At 66.8% G+C, this 18,397-nt stretch carries 13 protein-coding genes; 8 read left to right on the top strand and 5 right to left on the bottom strand.

Annotated features, from left to right (window positions below):
- Window positions 1-34 precede the first annotated feature (34 nt).
- Window positions 35-1,219 (bottom strand): glycine oxidase ThiO, encoded by a 1,185-nt coding sequence (thiO, locus tag Mal64_RS16230; RefSeq protein ID WP_146402153.1) that lies wholly within the window; start codon window positions 1,217-1,219, stop codon window positions 35-37.
- Window positions 1,220-2,096: 877 nt separating this feature from the next.
- Here thiO and Mal64_RS16225 point away from each other — a divergent pair.
- From Mal64_RS16225 to Mal64_RS16200, 6 genes are all read left to right on the top strand, one after another.
- Complete coding sequence (locus Mal64_RS16225) at window positions 2,097-2,807, top strand: ImmA/IrrE family metallo-endopeptidase (protein ID WP_146402151.1); 711 nt, start codon at window positions 2,097-2,099, stop codon at window positions 2,805-2,807.
- A 132-nt stretch (window positions 2,808-2,939) separates the two neighbouring features.
- Window positions 2,940-4,922 carry a hypothetical protein gene (locus tag Mal64_RS16220; protein WP_146402148.1) on the top strand — a complete coding sequence of 661 codons (1,983 nt, stop codon included), beginning with the start codon at window positions 2,940-2,942 and terminating at the stop codon, window positions 4,920-4,922.
- Between the two features lie 253 nt (window positions 4,923-5,175).
- Window positions 5,176-7,161: a glycoside hydrolase family 97 protein gene (locus Mal64_RS16215; RefSeq protein ID WP_146402146.1), complete on the top strand. Its 1,986-nt coding sequence runs from the start codon at window positions 5,176-5,178 to the stop codon at window positions 7,159-7,161.
- Between the two features lie 204 nt (window positions 7,162-7,365).
- Window positions 7,366-9,024, top strand: coding sequence for a polymorphic toxin-type HINT domain-containing protein (locus Mal64_RS16210; protein ID WP_197525827.1), 1,659 nt, complete (start codon window positions 7,366-7,368; stop codon window positions 9,022-9,024).
- 220 nt (window positions 9,025-9,244) lie between these two features.
- Window positions 9,245-10,354 carry a DNA polymerase III subunit delta gene (gene holA, locus Mal64_RS16205; RefSeq protein WP_146402142.1) on the top strand — a complete coding sequence of 370 codons (1,110 nt, stop codon included), beginning with the start codon at window positions 9,245-9,247 and terminating at the stop codon, window positions 10,352-10,354.
- A gap of 355 nt (window positions 10,355-10,709) precedes the next feature.
- The gene (locus Mal64_RS16200) at window positions 10,710-12,134 is read left to right on the top strand and encodes a hypothetical protein (protein WP_197525826.1); all 1,425 of its coding nucleotides are present in this window, start codon (window positions 10,710-10,712) and stop codon (window positions 12,132-12,134) included.
- A gap of 48 nt (window positions 12,135-12,182) precedes the next feature.
- Here the strand turns inward: Mal64_RS16200 and Mal64_RS16195 are convergent, their stop codons facing one another.
- Window positions 12,183-12,725 carry a TetR/AcrR family transcriptional regulator gene (locus Mal64_RS16195; protein ID WP_197525825.1) on the bottom strand — a complete coding sequence of 181 codons (543 nt, stop codon included), beginning with the start codon at window positions 12,723-12,725 and terminating at the stop codon, window positions 12,183-12,185.
- 500 nt (window positions 12,726-13,225) lie between these two features.
- On the opposite strand from Mal64_RS16195, the gene msrA reads away from it, so the two are divergent.
- The gene (gene msrA, locus Mal64_RS16190; protein WP_146402136.1) at window positions 13,226-13,816 is read left to right on the top strand and encodes a peptide-methionine (S)-S-oxide reductase MsrA; all 591 of its coding nucleotides are present in this window, start codon (window positions 13,226-13,228) and stop codon (window positions 13,814-13,816) included.
- A gap of 28 nt (window positions 13,817-13,844) precedes the next feature.
- Window positions 13,845-14,477, top strand: a complete 633-nt coding sequence (gene msrB / locus Mal64_RS16185) for a peptide-methionine (R)-S-oxide reductase MsrB (protein ID WP_231993798.1) — start codon at window positions 13,845-13,847, stop codon at window positions 14,475-14,477.
- Here msrB and Mal64_RS16180 read toward each other — a convergent pair.
- The 3 genes from Mal64_RS16180 to Mal64_RS16170 all read right to left on the bottom strand — a co-directional run bounded on the left by Mal64_RS16180 (window position 14,423) and on the right by Mal64_RS16170 (window position 18,376).
- Entirely contained in the window at window positions 14,423-16,249 is a 1,827-nt protein-coding gene (locus tag Mal64_RS16180; RefSeq protein ID WP_146402134.1) for an ABC transporter permease subunit, read from the bottom strand. The two genes, msrB and Mal64_RS16180, sit on opposite strands and share 55 nt — an antisense overlap.
- Before the next feature lie 157 nt (window positions 16,250-16,406).
- Window positions 16,407-17,375 (bottom strand): serine O-acetyltransferase EpsC, encoded by a 969-nt coding sequence (gene epsC, locus Mal64_RS16175; protein ID WP_146402132.1) that lies wholly within the window; start codon window positions 17,373-17,375, stop codon window positions 16,407-16,409.
- Between the two features lie 449 nt (window positions 17,376-17,824).
- On the bottom strand, window positions 17,825-18,376 hold the full coding sequence (locus tag Mal64_RS16170) for a YqgE/AlgH family protein (RefSeq protein ID WP_197525824.1): 552 nt from the start codon (window positions 18,374-18,376) through the stop codon (window positions 17,825-17,827).
- Window positions 18,377-18,397: the final 21 nt, after the last annotated feature.

Genomic DNA, 18,397 nt, shown 5'->3' with positions numbered 1-18,397 from the left:
CGAAAAGTGTCTCCCGCCGCAATGGCTGCTGTGGCTACTGCCGCACCGTGACGAAGCGTTCTGGCGTGAACGCCTCGAACGGAGAACCCGGCTCGTGCCCCGCCATGAGTGCGGCGATGGCGTCGGCCGTCGGCGGCGCGAACTGCAGGCCCGAGCGGTGGTGGCCGGCGGCGACGAAGCAATTCGCCAACCCCGGCGCTGCGCCAACGATCGGCAGCCCGTCGCCACCCATCGGCCGCAGCCCCGACCAGGCGGCTTCGACCTCGGCCTTGGCGAGGGCGGGGACCGTTTCGATGGCGAACTTGCGGAGCCGTTCGGTCGCTTCGGGCGTCGTTCGTTTGTCAAAGCCGACGTCTTCGACCGTGGCGCCGACCAGCACCCGGCCGTCGAGTCGCGGCACGAGGTAGAGCGGCCCGCGATGCACGATGGTGCGGAGCGTCGGCTCGCTCTGCCGGAGGAGCAGCATCTGTCCCCGAATCGGTTTGACCGGCAGCCTCAGCCGCGGCTCGCCGCCGCAGGCGCCGGCCAGCTGAGCCGCCCAGGCCCCGTTGGCCAAGCAAAACCGCTCGGCGGCGAACTCTCCGCGCGGGGTGATCGCCGCGTGGATCCGCCCGCCGCTCGTCTTCAGCCGCTCCACCGGTGCTTGCTCAACGATCCGCACCCCAAGCCGCTCGCACGCGTGCCTCAGGGCGGTCAGCCGACGCGGATTGCGCAGCTGCGACTCGGCGGCGACCCAGCGCGCCTTGCAACCGGCCGCTTCAGGCGACAGCGCCGGCTCGATCGAGCGTGCGTCGCCAGCGTGAAGCGCAGAGACCTCGCAGCCTCGCGAACTCCAGTCGTCAAACCGTGCGTGGGCGTGGTCTAAGAAGTCGTCGCCAAGCCTGTCCGGAAGCAGGTAAACCGCTCCGCAGGAATGCAGCTCGTCGTCGACTCCGGTCTCGGCGAGCAATCGGCGCGACCATTCGGGCTGTTGCACCCGGGCGGCCTCCGCCAACTCGGCGAGGGCCGGGTGATCGGAGTACCAACTGCCCGGCGGCAAGATGCCGGCGCCGGCCCACGAAGCCTCACGCCCCGTTTCTCCGCGCTCGAGCAGCGTGATCCGCTGTCCGTCGCCCGCCAGCCGGTATGCGATCGACAGCCCGATCACGCCGCCGCCGATCACCAAGCAATCGGCCGTTGGCTCGGTCGGCGGGGCATCAGCGGTAGAGGCAGGCGTCATCGGGGCGGTCGGTTAGTGCGGAACGCACGGATGGGTAGCGTTGGAGGCGGCGTCGGTCTGGCTCGCCTGGAAGCAAGCAAGCCGCGGACAGCGGCGGCGTGCAGTCGGCTGCGTTCTGCGCGAGCGCCGGAGATCGCTCGCCTTCACCACATCGTAACAGCCGCTAAGAGGACGGTAATCGGCCCCCCCCACGCTTCAGCCGTCCCTCTCGGGCTGTGCGGCAGGTGCGTTGGGGACGCGATGGCTCACTCCCTCGCAAGGCTCTGAAGAGCGGCGGCGCCGTGATTGTTCGTGAGCACCGAGTTCGGCGATGCCCTGCCAATCTCGGTTGAGATTCTTTCTCTTGGGCGATACGAGACGAGCCGGACGGTGGCCGACATCCGCCACAGAGAGTAGCCCGAATGGGGTAATTGTCGGGCTCGAGTAGCCGCTGTCTTGTGTCAGGATAATTTCAAATAAAATTAGTTGTGCGCGAATCCGTATTAGCCGAGCGTGCTGCGATATGCCGCATGTTTTTAGCCGTTTGGATAACTCCAGTTACGGCATAGGGTTGCCGCCACGCAGCGCAATTCATGGCTTGTAGACCCCCTAAAAGACTGGGTGCGGTGAACCAGAATTTGAAGCCGATTTCATCCGCTCCGTTAAGTGTAAGTCTTTGTTGTAGAACGTTTTATCGTTGATTTGATTCCGGGTTCCCGGGCGTCGTACGATAGTAATGTACCGCCGAATTGGTCCCCCCTGTTGGCCTTCCACTCGAGTGTGAACGAGGCAGTTCATCCGAGAGTGTTCTCCCACCCAGGCCAAACGTTGCACGGAAGTCATGAGGAAGATTTCGGCGCGATTTTATTAGTCGCACCCTCATCCCGTCAGCAGCGCCATGTCTCATCGGAAGCATTCGCGTCGAGACTACCAAAGCAAGTCTTCTATTCGCCAAGCCAGCCGTCGCAACTCATCGGTTGGCGCCGCGATCTCGCGGCGCAGCAAGCCGCAGTCGCGGCGTGGGGTCGGCTCGCGCAACGAGTCGTTGCCTTTCTCGCCGCCCGAGGATTGGCACGAAGAGCCCGAAGAGATCAAAGGCTACAAGGTGATTGTCCAGCCGCCGGGCGAGGAATACCGCCACGCCGTGACCCCCGCCGAAGTGCGCGATCGGCTTGCCTCGCTGCCGGAATGGTTTCTGCGTGACTTGTCGGTCGTGCAGCTCAGCCGCATGACGCGGAAGAAGCAGAGCCTTCCTTGTTACGGCATGCAGTGGGGCGGAGCGCTCTACCTCTACCCGATTGATGAGTCGCTGGTCGAGCATTTTTACTCGCCTCCGCCGCCCAACGTGGTCAACGAGGCCCGCATGTACGGCGGCCGCTGGGACGCACCGGAACCGGGCGAGTGGACCCTCACTTGGACCGAGGAGACCATTCGCGACTACTACCTCAACAACATCCTGATCCACGAGCTCGGCCACCTGCTCGACGAGCGCAACAGCAGCTACAACGACCGTGAGCGGTTTGCCGAATGGTTCGCCATCGAGTTCGGCTACCGCCGCACCCGCGATCAGCGTCCGCAACGCCGTGTGCGTCGCCGCCACGCCGGCTGAGGGCGAGAGGCTCCCGTAGGCGTTGGCCAGGAAACCTTGGGGGCGCGACAGGCGTCAGAGCGGGTGGGCGTGGCCCGAGCCCGCCTGCGCTCAGACGGGGCCCCAACGTGCTTTTGCGTGTAGAATGATCGCATGAAGTTCCTCGTGTGGCGTCGCCAGTCGATCGCGTTGTTCGCCAACGCCGTGATCGGCTGCGCCGCGACGCTCCTCCTGCTGCTCCCCCATCTGGCCCGGGCCGATGTGTTCGTGCTGGCCAACCGCACCCCGCGGCCGCTCGACACGCTGATCTCGCCCGCGACGAGCGAGCCGTACCAGCTCCGACTGAAGGTGGGCGAGGTGCGGCCCCTATTCGCCGATGACCCGTTGCACGTGGCGTTCAACTCGTCCGGCGAACGCCGCGGCTACTTGTTGCGGGCGAACACACCCTACTACTTCGGGCAAAACGCCAGCGGCGTCATCGACCTGCACGAGATCGGCCTCGGCGCTGCCGAGGCAGCCGAGGGCGCCGAGACCGGTCGCGTGCTGCCAGGCGACGCCCGCTTTATGCCCGTCGCCGAGATCCCCGTGATGATCCTCGTTGACGAGGACGAGCCCTCGCTGCCGGCCGTGTGGCAAGCGCGGCTGCGGGCCCGCGTGGAACGTGCTTCGGTGGTGCTGCAGCGCCACGCCGGCGTGCGGCTCCGCGTGGCGCGTTACGGGCGCTGGCGGACCGACAACCGCGAGAACGACTTTATGAAGTCGTTCGCCAACTTCGAACGCGACGTGAAGCCGCCGCCGGGCGTCATCGCGATCGGCTTCGCCAGCCAGTACCAGCTGCCCGTCGGACGCACCCACTTGGGCGGCACCCGCGGCCCGCTTAACAGCCACCTGATGATCCGCGAGTGGTCGCAGCACGTCAGCGAGCCGGAGCGGCTCGAGCTGCTGTTGCACGAGTTGGGGCACCACCTGGGGGCGAGCCACTCGGCCGAGATGGACAGCGTGATGCGGCCGCTGCTGGGCGACCGGCGGTCGCGGCTCACCTCGTTCCAAATCCGCTTCGACCCGGTCAACACGCTTATCATGTCGATGGTCGGCGAGGAGATCCGCCGTCGCGACATTAGCAGCTTTACCGAACTCACCCCCGCCACGAGCCGCCGACTCGCCGACGCCTACGGGGCGCTCGGCTCGGGGCTGAGTGACGACCCGGCCGCCAAGAACTTTCTGCGCCGGGTGAAGAACCGCGCCGCGGGCCGCGCGGCGCCGGCCCGGGTTCCCAACCGAGGGCCCGGCGGGCTCGCCCTGAACCCCGTCGCCGACAAGGCCCCCGCCGTCGCCCCGCCGCGGGCGGCCGAACGATTGCGAGCCGAGGGGCGTGCAGCCGTGGCGGCGGCGCCCGCCTTCGACAAGCCGCTAGAGCCGGTCGGTCAGCCGGGCAAAGCGTCGACGCTCGGCGAGGCGATCGACATCGTGCTGCGGACCATCGCCGCCGCCTCGGGCGACCCGCGCCTGCGCGCCGCCGAGCCCGAGCAGCGCACCGAGCTGTTGGTGCGAGCCGCGGCCCGCACCGCCGCGGAGCTGCCGGACGAGACCGAACGCGAGGCGTTTGTTTACGCCCTGGCGTTGGCGATGGACGACACGGGCCAGCTCGCCAAGCGGGGCGGCCTGGTCGCCGCCGACCGGTCGGCGACGCCCAAACTCACCCGCGCTGCCCTCGCCGCCGTCAAACCGACCGTCCGCGGGCGGGTCGACCTGGCGAAGCACTTCTTTGTCTCCGCCGGATTGGCGTTGCGAGCAGGAGACGAGCAGGCCCGCGCGATCGGGCTCGCCAAAGAACTGGTCGACTCTCAGGGAGGGACCGGTTTCAGCTTCGCCGATCTCGCGGCCGACCGCGCGGGCGTGCGGTTCGGTAGGGAGGTCGCCGAGGGCCGGGTCGCCATGGCGAGCCTCGCCGCCGGCTTCCGCCCCGCCGATTACTGCCCCGCCGTCGATGGCCTCCAAGAGGGGCTCACGCTGCAGGATGTCATAGGCCGCTACGGCGGCCAGGGCGACCCGCGGTTCGACGCCGAGCTGGCCGGGATCGACGGGCGGATCGACCGCCTGACGCCCTACCTGAGCATCGGATTCGACGAAGATTAGCCCTCGCAGCTCGGCGATTGGGTGTGTGTCTTTGGGGCTAATGGTTTCTATGCGGGCCCCGGACGTAGTAAGATAGGCTGTTTAGGTCTCTGGCGAGACTCTTGGAACAGGCCTCGCTGATCCCAGGCTTGGCGTCTCCGCGCGTGCGATCCGCCTCGGCTTGCCGAGCAGCCGCCCCGCCCGGTCGTATTGCCCCGTCGTCCTATCAGGTCACCCCGTTCGGTCGCCCTCTCGCTCTACCTGCCGATCTCCTATGTCAACGCGTCTCCGCTCTTCCATCCGCGTTTGCTTGCTGAGCGTGATCGCTCTGCCCACGGCCCTTGGCTTGATGGGCCTCGTGGCGACGGCCCAAGCCGCCGTGGTCACCAGTCCCGATGGCCAGCTGGCGGTCGAGGTGTCGGTCGAGGATGGCCGGCTCGGCTACCAAGCGACGCTCGGCGAACAGATCGTGCTCGCCCGGTCTTCGCTTGGCCTGAAGAGCTCGTGGGGCGATTTCACCAAGGGAGTGGTTCTCGCCGGCGAGACGAAGCCGTTCGATCTCGAGGTCGAGTACGAGTTGCCGGCGGGCAAGACGAGCGCGGTGAAACGCGCGATGCGCCACGCCGAATACACGATCGCCGACGCCGACGGCCACCGCCTCGACGTGTTGCTGCGCGTGGCGAACGACGGGCTGGCGTTCGCCTACCGGTTCGCCAAGAGCGGGCCGAAGCGCATCGTCGTGGAGCGCGAAGCGACATCGTTCGCGACGCCCGAAGGAGCGACCGGCTTCCTGCACCCGATGCCCGAGGCCAAGAGCGGCTGGTCGCGCACTCAGCCGAGCTACGAAGAGCACTACAAGATCGACACGCCGGTCGGCGAGCCCTCTTCCATGGAGCACGGCTGGTGCTTCCCCGCCCTCTTCCGCGTGGGCGACGCGGGGTGGCTGCTGGTGAGCGAGACCGGCGTCGACGGCGGCTACTGCGGCGGCAAACTCGCCCACAAGTCGACCGGCGGCGTGTACAAGATCGCCTTCCCTCAGCCCCCAGAAAACGACCCCGACGACCCGGTCGCGCCGACCGTCAAGGCGGGCGACCTGATGCCTTGGCGCTACGTTGTTGTCGGCGAGACACTGGCGCCGATCGTCGAGAACACCTGGGCCACCGACCTGGTGGAGCCGCGTTACGAGGCCGAGCGGCCGCGTCCCGGGCGGGTCGCGTGGAGCTGGCTGTCGCTCAAGGACGACGCGACCATCGCCTCGGTCCAGCGCAACTATATCAAGATGGCCTCCGAACTCGGCTGGGAGTACGTGCTGATCGACGCCCTGTGGGACACGCAGATCGGCCGCGACGAGATCGCCAAGCTCGTCGAAGAGGCCCGCGAGGCGGGGGTCGACGTGCTGCTGTGGTACAACTCGAACGGCGCCGCCAACGACGCCCCCCAGTCGCCCCGCGACCGCATGCACACCAAGGTGGCCCGCGGCGAGGAGATGGCCTGGCTCGAGAAGATCGGCGTGAAGGGGATCAAGGTCGACTTCTTCGGCGGCGACAAGCAGTCGGGCATGCGGTTCTACGAGCAGCTCTCCCGCGACGCGGCCCGCTACGGGCTCTCGGTCAACTTCCACGGCACGACGTTGCCGCGCGGCTGGGAGCGGATGTACCCGAACTTCGTCACGAACGAGGCGGTCCGCGGCATGGAGTACAGCACGTTCGAGCAGGCGGACGCCGACGCCCAGCCGGGGCACTGCGCGGTGCTGCCGTTCACCCGCGCGGCCGTGGCGCCGATGGACTTCACGCCGCTGATGGTCGGCGAGCGGCTCACGCCATGGTCCGACGGGCCGCAGCGCCGCACCCGGCTGAGCTTTGAGATGGCCCTGCCGGTGCTCTACTTCTCCACCGTGACGCACCTGGGCCTCAAGCCGAGCGACCTCGAAACGCTGGGCGCCGACGAGATCGACTATCTCAAGCAATTGCCCACCGTATGGGACGAAACCCGCTTCATCGCCGGCTACCCCGGCAGCCACGCCGCCATCGCCCGCCGCAGCGGCGACCGCTGGTACGTGGCGGCCATCAACGGCTCGGACGAGCCACAGCAGGTCACGCTTCCCGACGACTTGGCCGAGGGCGCCGCCTGGCGCGCGCTCAACGACGACGGCTTCAATGAGGTGGCGGGCGTCGATCGTGCGACCGACGATCGCTCGTTCGAACTGCCGCCACGCGGCGGCTTGGTGATGTGGACCGTGGCGCCAAAAGCGGAAGAATGAACGCGATTCTCCGTGCGGCCGCTGCGAGCGGAATATTCTCCGACGGTTGAACGAATCGGCTTGAGAGGCTGGAATTCGCTCACTCGGTCGAAGGATCTGACAATGGTCACGAAGGGTTGCCGCAAGGCAAGGCGGCGGGTGCTGGGAGGTCTGGGGTGTTTTTCTTGGGGCTGTCTGGTGGTGTTGGGTGGATACACCCAGTCGATGGCTCAGCCAACCGCGCCAACCGCCGGCGTATCAGTCGCTACTGGATCCGCCGGCATGGTGCTGGTGGGGGATGAGCCGATGCCGGTGCGTGAGGCCCAACGACTCGCGCGGGAAGACGAGCGGCTCGACCGCTACGAGGCGACTCGTGAGCTAACGCCCAACACGCCTCAGGGCCACTTTGACTTGGCTCGCTGGTGCCGCCGCCAGGGACTCGAAGACGAGGCGTTTTACCATTGGCTCGGCGTGCTCCAGGCCGACGCGTCGAACAAGACCGCCTTGCGAGCCTTGGACCGAGTGTGGGACGAGGGCGAGCTCGTCTCGCCCGACGAAGCCGCCAGGCGTCGAGCAGAGCGGCGCCACGCGATGAAGGCCGAGAAAGAATGGAAAGTCCGCATCGCCGCGTGGCGACGGGCGATCGGCGAGCAGCCCGATACGGCGGAAAGCGTGCTCGAAGAATTGCAAGCAGAGGTCGACACGACCGCCATCCCGGTGTTCGAGCGGCTCGCCTCGGGCCAAGACTCGGCCAAAGCCAGCGAAAGAGCCATCGAAGAGCGGATGTGTGTGGCGTTCGTCGATGCTCTCGGGCGGATGTACGGTGTCGAGGCGACCGCGTCGCTGATCCGCCACACTCTGTTGGCGCCAAGCGAAGAGCTGCGGGGCGAGGCCTTGGAGCGACTGCGCTACAAGCCGTTGGAGGACGTTCTTCCGCTACTGGTCGAGCGGTTCAGAGCGCCCGTTGAGTCGCACTACGAAGTCCGAGTTGATTCCTTCGGGCAGGTGCATTACCGCCACCAGGCGATGGGAACAGCGACCGACCGCAACCTCTTGAAAGAACGCAGCCGGATCGTCACCCCACGCTCGACCCCTATCTCCGCACAGGGCATGACTTTTCAGCAGCGACAACGCGCTGAAATGCAGTCGCAAAGGACAATCGCTTGGACCGTTCGGCGCGAAGCGTACCGGGCCTATCGGGAGGCGGCGTTGACCGAGAATGCGATCGCACAACACAACGCGCAAGCGGTGAGCAACAACAGGCAAATCGGCTGGGTGCTCGCGCAGGTAACCGGAGAAGAATTCTCCGATAGCCCCCGCACGTGGTGGCAGTATTCGCAAGATTATAGCGGCTACGACTACCCCGAAGAGGCGCCCACCGAATCACAAACCCAATCGACTCAGGAGTTTATTCTGCCAAGGCAGTGCGAGTGCTTCGTCGCCGGCACGCCGGTGTGGTGCAAGCGCGGCAACCGGCCGATCGAATCGCTCGCGGCGGGCGACCTGGTGCTCGCTCACGACGCGGCGACGGACTCGCTCGTCTGGCGGCCGGTGCTGGAGACGACCATCCGCGACCCCAGCCCGATGGTTGAGATCGCCTACGAGGGGGGCGCCACGGTCCGCTCGACCGTCGGCCACCCCTACTGGGTCAACGGCGCCGGCTGGCGGATGGCGCGCGAAGTGGCCGTGGGCGACCGGCTGCGGACCTTCGATGGCGAGGCGGTCGTCGCCGCCGTCCACCCAGCCGAAGACGCCGAGGCGTTCAACCTCGTGGTGGCCGAAGCGGCCAACTATTTCGTCGGCGAAGAAGGCCTGCTGGTCCACGACAACACGTCCCGCTCACCGGGCGAGGGAAGCGAGCGCTTAGCCGCCTGGACCGATTAGACAACGTCGCCCCAGGCGGCGTCTGGCGAGCCCATCTGGCTAGCCGGCAACGTAAGTTGCCGGAGTTGTCCACCAAGGCTGCCGGCGTCCGAAGTGCTTAGCACCGACCCCGTCTATACCAGCCCAATTTCAAGCAGGATCGCACAGAGCAATAGCCTCCCGGCCACATCAAGAACGCCGGCGGCTGACGCCGAGGGCTCGTCGGCGGTAAACTGCTCGCGTGGCGAAGACTTCTAAAAAATCCGACAAGTCGGTCGCGGGGCTCGACTTCCTGCTCGACCCCGCCGCGCACGAGCCGCACGGGCTCTGCCTGGTGGCCGGCAGTGAGGCGTTCCTCAAACGCGAGGTGCTCGGCGCGATGCGCCGCCAGGTGGGCGGCGGCGACGCCGATTTCGCTTGGTCCGCGTTCGAGGGAGACCGCGCCGAGTGGCGTGACGTGGCCGACGCGATCTCGAGCATGTCGCTGTTCGGCGGCGGGCCGCCCGCCGCCCTGGTCGAAGACGCCGACAAGTTTGTCTCGACTTACCGCGACGCGCTCGAGAAGTTCGCCGAGCGTCCGGGCCGGGGCGTGCTCGTGCTCGAGCTCTCCAAGTCGATCGGCAACACCCGGCTCGGCAAGATGGCGGCCGAGCACGGGCTGGTGATCCGCTGCTCGGCGCCCGACCGCGGGGCGGAGCTCACCGCCTTCGTGCGTTCGGCGAAGAAGTGGCTCAGCCAGCGGGCCATCAAGGAGCACGGCGCCAAGATCGCCCCCTCGGCGCTCGACGCGGTCTTCGAACGGCTGCCGACGAGCCTAGGGGTGCTAGACCAGGAGATCGCTCGGCTCGCGCTGCTGGCGGCGAGCGACGGCGGCGGGAAACCGGTGATCGACGATGCGTTGGTCGAGGAGCACGTGGGCGGCTGGCGCGTGCGGACCGCTTGGGAGATGATCGACGCGGTAGCCGACGGACGGGCCGCCGACGCCCTGCGGCAGCTCGATCGGCTGTTGATGGCGGGTGAGCAGCCGATCGGCGTTTTCGCCCAGCTCAGCTCGACGCTGCGCAAGTTCGCCGACGCCACGGCGGTGATCGAGCGGGCCGAGCGAGAGGGCCGCCGACCGAACCTGCGCGAAGCGGTCGAGGGCGCCAGCTTCCCCCGGTTCAAAACGGCCGACGCCGAGCGCCAGCTGCGCCAGATCGGTCGCGTGCGGGCCAAGCAACTGCACCGCAGGCTGCTGGAGTCCGACCTTGCCCTGAAGGGGCACAACTCGCCGCCGGCCCGGGCCAGGATCGAGTTAGAGCGGCTGGTGGTGAGCCTCTCGTCGCACGCGGCGCCGTCGCGGCCAAGCTAGCACGGCTGTCGCGGGGCGTGGCGCTGGTCGCACGGGCCGTCGGTCTGCGTCGATCCGGCGTGAGGCGCCGCAGCTGAGGTTCCCCCGTTCGCACGGTTGATCTACGATCCGCCGCCCGCAAGGGTAAGCGGCGGCGTGAATCGACGCGTCGCCCGTCCTCAGCCTTCCTCGATTGCAGTCTTGCGATATGCGTTTAGCGGCAGCGATTGTCCTGGTGTGCGTTACTACCGGTAGCGGCTGCCGTGGCGTGTTGCATTCGGCGTCTACCGTCGCCAGCAACGTCGTCGACCGGCCCGCCGAGAAGCCGCGAGCCCCCCTGCCCCCGCCCGGGTCTGCCGCGGCTGCGACACAGCAGGTGTCGTACGGTCAAACCGCCGACCTGGCCGCTGCGGCGCCCACGCCGCCGGTCTACGGGCCGCCGCCGGAGCTGAGCGAGGCGGAGGCGATGCAGCGAATCTTGCCGCAGGTTATCGAGTTGGGCCAGCAGAACCCCGCCGCGCAGCAGGCGTTGCTCGAGAAGCTGCGTCAGGTGGAGCCCTCGCTGTGGGAGCTCACCGCTCAGCAGCACGTGGCCACCCTGGCCTACAACTCCCAGCTAAACGGGGCCTCCGGGCCCGGCAACCCGACGAAGGTCGATAGCGACGTGCGGCTCGCTTCGCGGCCCACGGCGCCCAACACCGTCCAACCGCCCACGGGCCAACCTCAATCGCCTGCGGGGCAAAGTCTTTCGCCCTCCGGCCTCAACGCTCAGCCTCGCCAAGCGGCGCCCGCCGCCTCTGCCACGTCGCCCGGTACAGCGCCGCCCGCCTTCGGCGCGCCGCCGCTCAGGCATGGGGCCGAGGCACACTCGCCCTCGGCCGCCACGCCCCAGGTCATCGAAAACAGGTTCGCCTTGGACGCCCCAGAGCCAGGGGGGCCGGCGTCGCCTGCGATCCAATTGGTGTCGGCCACCTCGCCCGCCGATAGACACACGCTCGATCCAAGCGATCCCTACCCGGGCCGTGAGGCTGGATTGTCCGCGGGCCGGGCGACGGCCAAGGGGCTCTACAGCGAATCGGCGCCGGCCGACGGGGCGATGTGGCGGAGCAGCCTCGACGCGACGATCTTGCAACTCGAGTCGGCCGCCCCTGAGTCGCCGCAGGACACCAACGAGGCTTTGCTGCAAGCGCGATTGCGGCTGCTTCAGCTCGTGGCGGGCCGGCAGGGAGAAGCGGTGGCGCCGATCGATGGGTTGTCGTCGACCGAGCAGGCGTATTGGTCGAAGCAACTGTTCGCCCTCTCGACGATGCTCGATTCCGAAGCGCAGCCCGACGCCCGCCGACGCGCGGCGGCGGCCGGCCTGCACCTGAATGCGGCGCAGGCCGAACTCGGCCAGCTCGGCAGCCTGAGGATCAGGAACCTGACCCTCTGCGACGAGATCTACGGCTTCGGCGCCTACGAGCCGGCGGTGCGGGCGGAGTTCGCCCCCGGCGACCAGATGCGCGTGTACGCCGAGATCGACAACTACCGCAGCGTGTCGACCGAGCAAGGCATGCGGACCGCGGTGGCCACGAGCTACCGGCTCGTCAACGCGGCGGGTCTGCTCGTCGACAGCGACGAGTTCTCGCGCGTCGAGGACCATTGCCTCACCCGGCGGCGTGACTTCCACATCCAGTACGGCGTGCCCTTGCCCGCGGAGCTGACGCCGGGAACGTACCGGCTCGAGCTCACGCTGACCGACCTGTTGGGCGACAAGATCGCGACCGACGCGGTGCCGCTGCAAGTCGTGGCCTCGCGCTGAGACGCGACTCTCTCTTGGAAGAGGCGGGCCCCTCGGGAGGAGGCGGGCTCAGTCCTGGCTCGCGTGAGCGTCAAGCAGCATCGCCGCCAGCCGTCGGCCGAGGGCCATGGCCTGCGGGTTGCGGTCGATCTGACGCAAGATGCAGGCGCCGTCAAAGATCAAACCGAACTGCTCGGCGAACGCCTCCACGTTCTCGACGCCCGCCTCTCGGGCCAATCGGAGCAGCAGGCCGCGGACCTCTTGACGCCCCGACATCGCGGCGGCGTTGGTCGGGTCCTGGGGTCCCGGCGAGGTGATCGCCGCGCTGATGAACAGGCAGCTGTTCTCGGATGTCCCGCTGTAGAACTCCTCGACCACGTCGAACACCGACAGCATCACGTGGCGCGGGTCGTCGTGGGTTCTGGCCGCCACTCCCTCTTGGATCTGGGAGAGGATCCTCACGGCGTGGCCGTTGAGCACCTCACGGACGAGTTCGTCCTTGCTCTCGAAGTGGTTGTAGAAGGTTGTTTTCGTCAGCTCGGCTTGCTGCAAGATCTTGTCGAGTCCAACTTGGGCGATGCCGTGAGCGTAATAGAGTTCTGTCGCCGCCAAGATAAGCCGCCTGCGGGTCGCCGATGCCATACAATCCTACCAATCCATCCGTATATCGATCGCTACTCTCTTGCGGCTTGCCACCGCACGGGTAATCCGAAAATCTAAGTGATGAACTGCGCTATAGCGACATGATTGCACTTGAAGTCAACCAATCCATGCCCGTTCGAAATGCGTATTACCGGCGCATTGAGAGAACCGAACCGCCGAGTCTCCCAGGAATAGGTCAAAGACTAACTCGGTGGCAGCTTTTGAAGCGGCGACTACAAACGAGGTGTCACTTGGCGCGACAGGTGAACTAAGACACCTTGACTAGCAGTCCTGCAAGCCGAAATCGAACGTCGGGCAATCGAGGGGCGTACCATGACAATGGGCGCGACGCCCGACGTTGTCCTTCATCGCCCTGCATTCCCTACGAATCGCATAGGTCGGTCGTGAATCACATCTCGCATCACCTGCCGCTGTTTCTACTCGTGTGCCTCCTAGCCGGAAGCCCTTTGATGGCCCAAACGCCCGCCGACAACACCCCCATTAGCGACTCCCCCACCTCGCAAGCCACCTTTGGCGGCGGTTGCTTCTGGTGCACCGAAGCGGTGTTCGAGCAGCTCAAGGGGGTGCAAGACGTCGTGTCGGGTTACACCGGCGGCAAGTCGATCAAGCCGACCTACGAAGAGGTGTGCAGCGGCCTGTCGGGCCACGCCGAGGTGGTGCGCATCACCTACGACCCGGGCGCGATTAGCTACTCCGACCTGCTTGAGGTCTTCTTCAAGACGCACGACCCGACGACCCTCAACCGCCAAGGCGCCGATCGCGGCACGCAATACCGCTCGGTGGTTTATTACCACGACGACGAGCAGAAGCGCACAGCCGAAGCGGTCGTGGCCGCGCTCGACAAGTCGGGGGCGTTCAACAGCAAGATCGTCACCGAGATCAGCCCCGCCGAAACGTTCTACCCGGCCGAGGCTTACCACCAAGACTACTTCTCGCTGAACCCGACGCAGGGGTACTGCCGGGCGGTGATCGTTCCTAAAATGGCTAAGTTTCGTCAAGCCTTTGCCGACCGACTCAGCGACAGCGCCGCCTCGGAATAAATCCGCTGTCCCCCTTGGGAGACGATTGATGAACAACTTGCCGAAACTGGCCGTGGCGGCGACGCTGTTGGCGGCCGCCGCCGTGCTTTACGCCCAAACCGGCGACGAGTCTCAGGCGCCCACCGACAGCCCCGCGCACGGCGCCGCGAAGAGCGAGCCCGCCGCAGCCCCGGCCCCTATCCTCACCTCCGAAGCCAAGGCGACCGTCATGGACCCCGAGAGCGATCCCAAGAGCGTCGATTGGAAGTCGATCGACTGGTCGAGCCGGCTGACGCCGGAGCAGTACAACGTGACGTGCCAGTTTGGCACCGAGAAGCCTTTCAAGAACGCTTACTGGGACAACAAGAAGCGCGGCGAGTACCGCTGCGTGCGTTGCGACGCGTCCCTGTTCTCGTCGGAAACGAAGTACGATTCCGGCACCGGTTGGCCGAGCTTCTTCAAGCCCGTGTCCAAGGACGCGCTCGCCCAACACGAGGACCGCAGCGCGTTCATGACCCGGGTCGAGACGCGTTGCGGCACGTGCGACGCCCACCTGGGCCACGTGTTCGAAGACGGCCCCAAGCCGACCGGCATGCGTTACTGCATGAACTCGGCGGCGCTGAAATTCTATCCCGCCGAAGGAACCGAAGAGGCCGCCGGTGGCGAACCCGCCGACGAATAAGCGGGATCGCCGGCAGTGAGTGCGGGCGAGCCTTCGGAGCGTTGCTCGTCGAACAGGCTTATCGAACGCATGAGCACTGCGAACGCAGCGACCGCGTAGCCGATCGTGCCGATCACGTGGGCGGCGTAAAGCCAGGGTTCGTCGACGCCCAGGGCGAGCACCATCGGCGCGGCGATCAAATAGACGTAGCTGCCCGACAGCAGCACCAATCCCTCATCCCCGCCGGAACCGGAGAAGGCGAGCGGCAAGATCAAAAACGGCAGGTAGGCCCCCGCGCAAAAGACCAGCGTGATCGCCGTCACCACACTCGCGGTGGTCGCCTTCTTGAAGTGTTGCGAGGCGAGCAGCCCCAGGCCCGTGGCGAACACCCCGGCCAACGAGATCATCAGAAGTTGCCACGCCAGGGCGACCCACAGCCGCGCTTCGAGCGTGGCGGCCAACGCGCCAAGCACCGCGACGACCGCGAACATCCAGCGCATCGACCACAGGTTGCCGAGGGCTTTGTGGCCGATGACCTGCTTGCCAGCGAGTGGCGTGGTGAGGAGCGAGACCCACGTGTCGTGCTGTTTCTCGGAAGCGACGAGCGTCGCGGCCCGGCCCCCCGCCATCAGCACGCCGATCGAGGCGATCCCCGTTCCGATTGTGATCACGCCCGAGATGAACTGTGAGATCGCGAAACTCGCGTTGTCCGAATTGGTGATCGTCATCCAATAGCCGAGCGCCAGCCAAATCGCGCCCAAGGTGATCAGCAGCATCCACGCGAACCGGGTGAGCCTTCGCCAACGCCGCGAAATTCCAGGCTGCGTGGAGAAGACCATCTCTTTCCACAGCACGGGGCGGTCGCTCACCGCCGGGCGGCGGCCAATGACCGGCTCGGCGTCTTTGGTCTCCTTGCCCGTGCTGGCGCCTTTCAGGTAAGTGCGACGCACCGTGGCGATGGTGATCACCAGCACCCCGGCGGCCAGCGCCAACTGGGCGCCGATCGGGGTGAACATCTCCCAGCCCGATCCACCCAAACCAATCCCCGTGAGATCGGTGGCCCCGACCTTGCCCAAGGCCACGAGCGGGTTGAGAGCCATCAGAGCCGACAAGAAAGGGCTCACCACCATGTCGTGGAGCCAGCCGCCTATCGGCGTAGCGATCACGGCCTGTCCCCACGGCGTGATCATCAGCCATCCCAGCAGGCCCGGCGAGATCAGCAGCAGCATCAGCCAGCGGAACGCCCGCTGCTGGGCAAGCCGGGCCGTGCCCGATCGGGCCGAGGCGAGCAGCGCGATCGACGCCGCCATGCAGGCGGTCGAGGCGAGCAGGCCGAACAGCATCAGGAGCAGCACCCCCGGCACGCCCCCCAGGAGTCGAAAAATCGCCAGCACCGGCAACGTGGCCAACACGAGCATCGCCACCGACAGCATGCGGGCGGCGAACTTGTCGAACACGATCTCGGCGTTCGACAGATCGGTTGTGAACAGGTACTCGATGGTCCTTCGCTCACGCTCCGAGGCGATCGCCCCCGACGCCACGGCCGGCGTCAGCAGCAGCACGCCAATGAGCATCGACCACGAGAACGCGGCGAAATAAGCCACGCCGATCTGGGCCGCGCCTTGGATCGACAGCGTGCCCGAAGAAGAGCCCCCCGGCTGCGACTCGATCGCGACCGCGTAGCACACGCCCATGATGAAGAGCAGCACCAAGCCCAACGCCACACGCACCCAAAACTGCCGAGAGCGGCGCCCGGCGGCGAGCATCTCCTGTCGGAAGACCGGACCGAGCATGGGGCCGTGCGGCGGGGTGAGCGGGACCGAAAGCCCCAATCTTAACGCCGGCTGTGTGGCGACGCCACTCAGAGCCGTTAGCCGTTAGCCAATAGCCTTGGCCGAAGGCCAAGTCCGTAAAAGCTAACCGCCAAAAGCTAATAGCTAACAGCAGCCATCAAACCTGATAATTGGTCTCTGGCCGCAACTCGTCCGCCTCGTCGTTGCGCATCCGTAGGGAGGGCTTCTCGAGCAGCACGGTCGTGTGGGGCGAGACGCTCTGCGTGATCCACACGCTCGAGCCGATCACGGCGCCGGCTCCGATCACCGTGCGGCCGCCGAGGATCGTGGCGTTGGCGTAGACGACCACGTCGTTCTCGATCGTCGGGTGCCGCTTCTGGTCGCGGACCAGCTTGCCGTCGTCGTCGGTAGGGAAGCTCAGCGCGCCGAGTGTCACGCCCTGGTAGAGCTTCACGTGGGCGCCGATCTCGCACGTCTCACCGATCACCACACCCGTGCCGTGGTCGATGAAGAAGTGCGGCCCGATCTGGGCGCCGGGATGGATGTCGATCCCGGTCCGGCTGTGCGACCACTCGGCCATCATCCTCGGGATGAACGGGATGCCGAGCTTGTAGAGCTCGTGGGCGATGCGATGCACGGTGACCGCCTCGAGCCCGGGGTAGCAGAAGATCACTTCGGCGGCGCCCTTGCAGGCCGGGTCGCCGTCGTAGGCGGCGCGCACGTCGGTCGCCAGCAGGCCACGGATCTCCGGCAGCCGCTCCAGGAACTCGAGCGTCTTGGCTTGGCCTAGCGCCTCGTAGTCCTGGGCCTCGGTGCAATCGCCCACCAGGCCTTCCGTGACGGCGTCGTGACGCAGCGCGCGGCCGATCTGCGTCGTCAGCCGGTCGTGCAGCCGGTCGACGATGTCGCCCACGTGGTAAGTGACGTTGCCACGGTGCAGCCCCTCGCGCTGGCGGAAGCCGGGGTAGAGGATCTCTTTCAGGTCCGCGATCGAGGCGATCACCTCGTCGTACTTCGGGAGCGGGCAGTGCTCCAGGTGATTCATGTCGTCGTCGTCATCGTACGTGGCGACGATCCGCTCGGTGAGCCGCGGCAGCTGTTCTTTCAGCCGGAAGTCGGAGGCCATGATTCTGTTTCCCGGTTACGGGATACCTCGTTGGCGAGCGGCGCCGGGCGTGGCGCCGGAGAGAGTGTGCTAATTAGCGCGGCGGCTTTATAAAGCCAACCGCGACAGCATCCAGGGGTCCCGCTCTCAGGCGGGACGCGTACACTCTCGGCCGTAAGAAGCCGAGCCATAGGTGGCGGCGTGAGAGGTCATTGCTATCGCATCCTAGGATCGTGCTGGGCGGCGAGCAAGCGGCCCCGCGGTCCTTAAATCCCGCTCGGGCGCGTGCTAGCACGCCTTGGGCGTAAGACCAGCGGTTCCGTAGGCAGGTTCGGCTAGCGCCGCCGCGCCAGTTGAACCTATCTCGCCACGCCCTCCGGGTCGCCCCACCGAAACCCGTAGGCCTTCGGCTCAATCCAACCTCCGACCTCCGACCTCCGACCCTGTCACCTGCTCCCTGTCCCCTCCACTCAATTCATCGACGCGTCGGGCGGAACGCGCGAGCGGTCGCCTGCGGGCAGCATGATGTCGAGCGCAATGCGGCGTGTCACCTCGGGCCACAGCGCCTCGGGCTCGGCGAACACGTCGTCGGCCTTAGCCGGGGCCGAAAGCCAGCCGCCGGCTTGCAGTTCGTCATCGAGTTGGCCCGCCCCCCAGCCCGAGTTGCCCGTGTACAAACGGAACGCGTGCTCGGTCTGCCGCACCAGCGGGTCGACGGTTTCTTTTTGCATCGAGATGAACAGGCCCGGCAGCAAGGGCTTTTCGGCTAGCTCCTCGCACGCGTGCAGTGCGATGAGCGGCCCCGGCACCGGCCCGCCGGTGTTGAGCAGTTGATCGTTGTCGCACGGGTCGAATTCGATCGCCCGCCACACCTCGCTGACGGTCTGCTGGGAGAGCCGGTTGAGCACCACGCCCAACGACCCCTCGTCGTTGTGCTCGAGCATCAGCACGACGGTGCGGCTGAAGTTGGGGTCGCGCAGCTTGCGCGACGCGACGAGCAGTTTACCGGCGAGTGAGGGCATGCCCCCATGGTCGACGCTGGC

This window comes from Pseudobythopirellula maris, assembly GCF_007859945.1.
GTDB classification, from domain to species: Bacteria; Planctomycetota; Planctomycetia; order Pirellulales; family Lacipirellulaceae; genus Pseudobythopirellula; species Pseudobythopirellula maris.
This window is presented reverse-complemented; position numbering and strand designations above follow the sequence as displayed.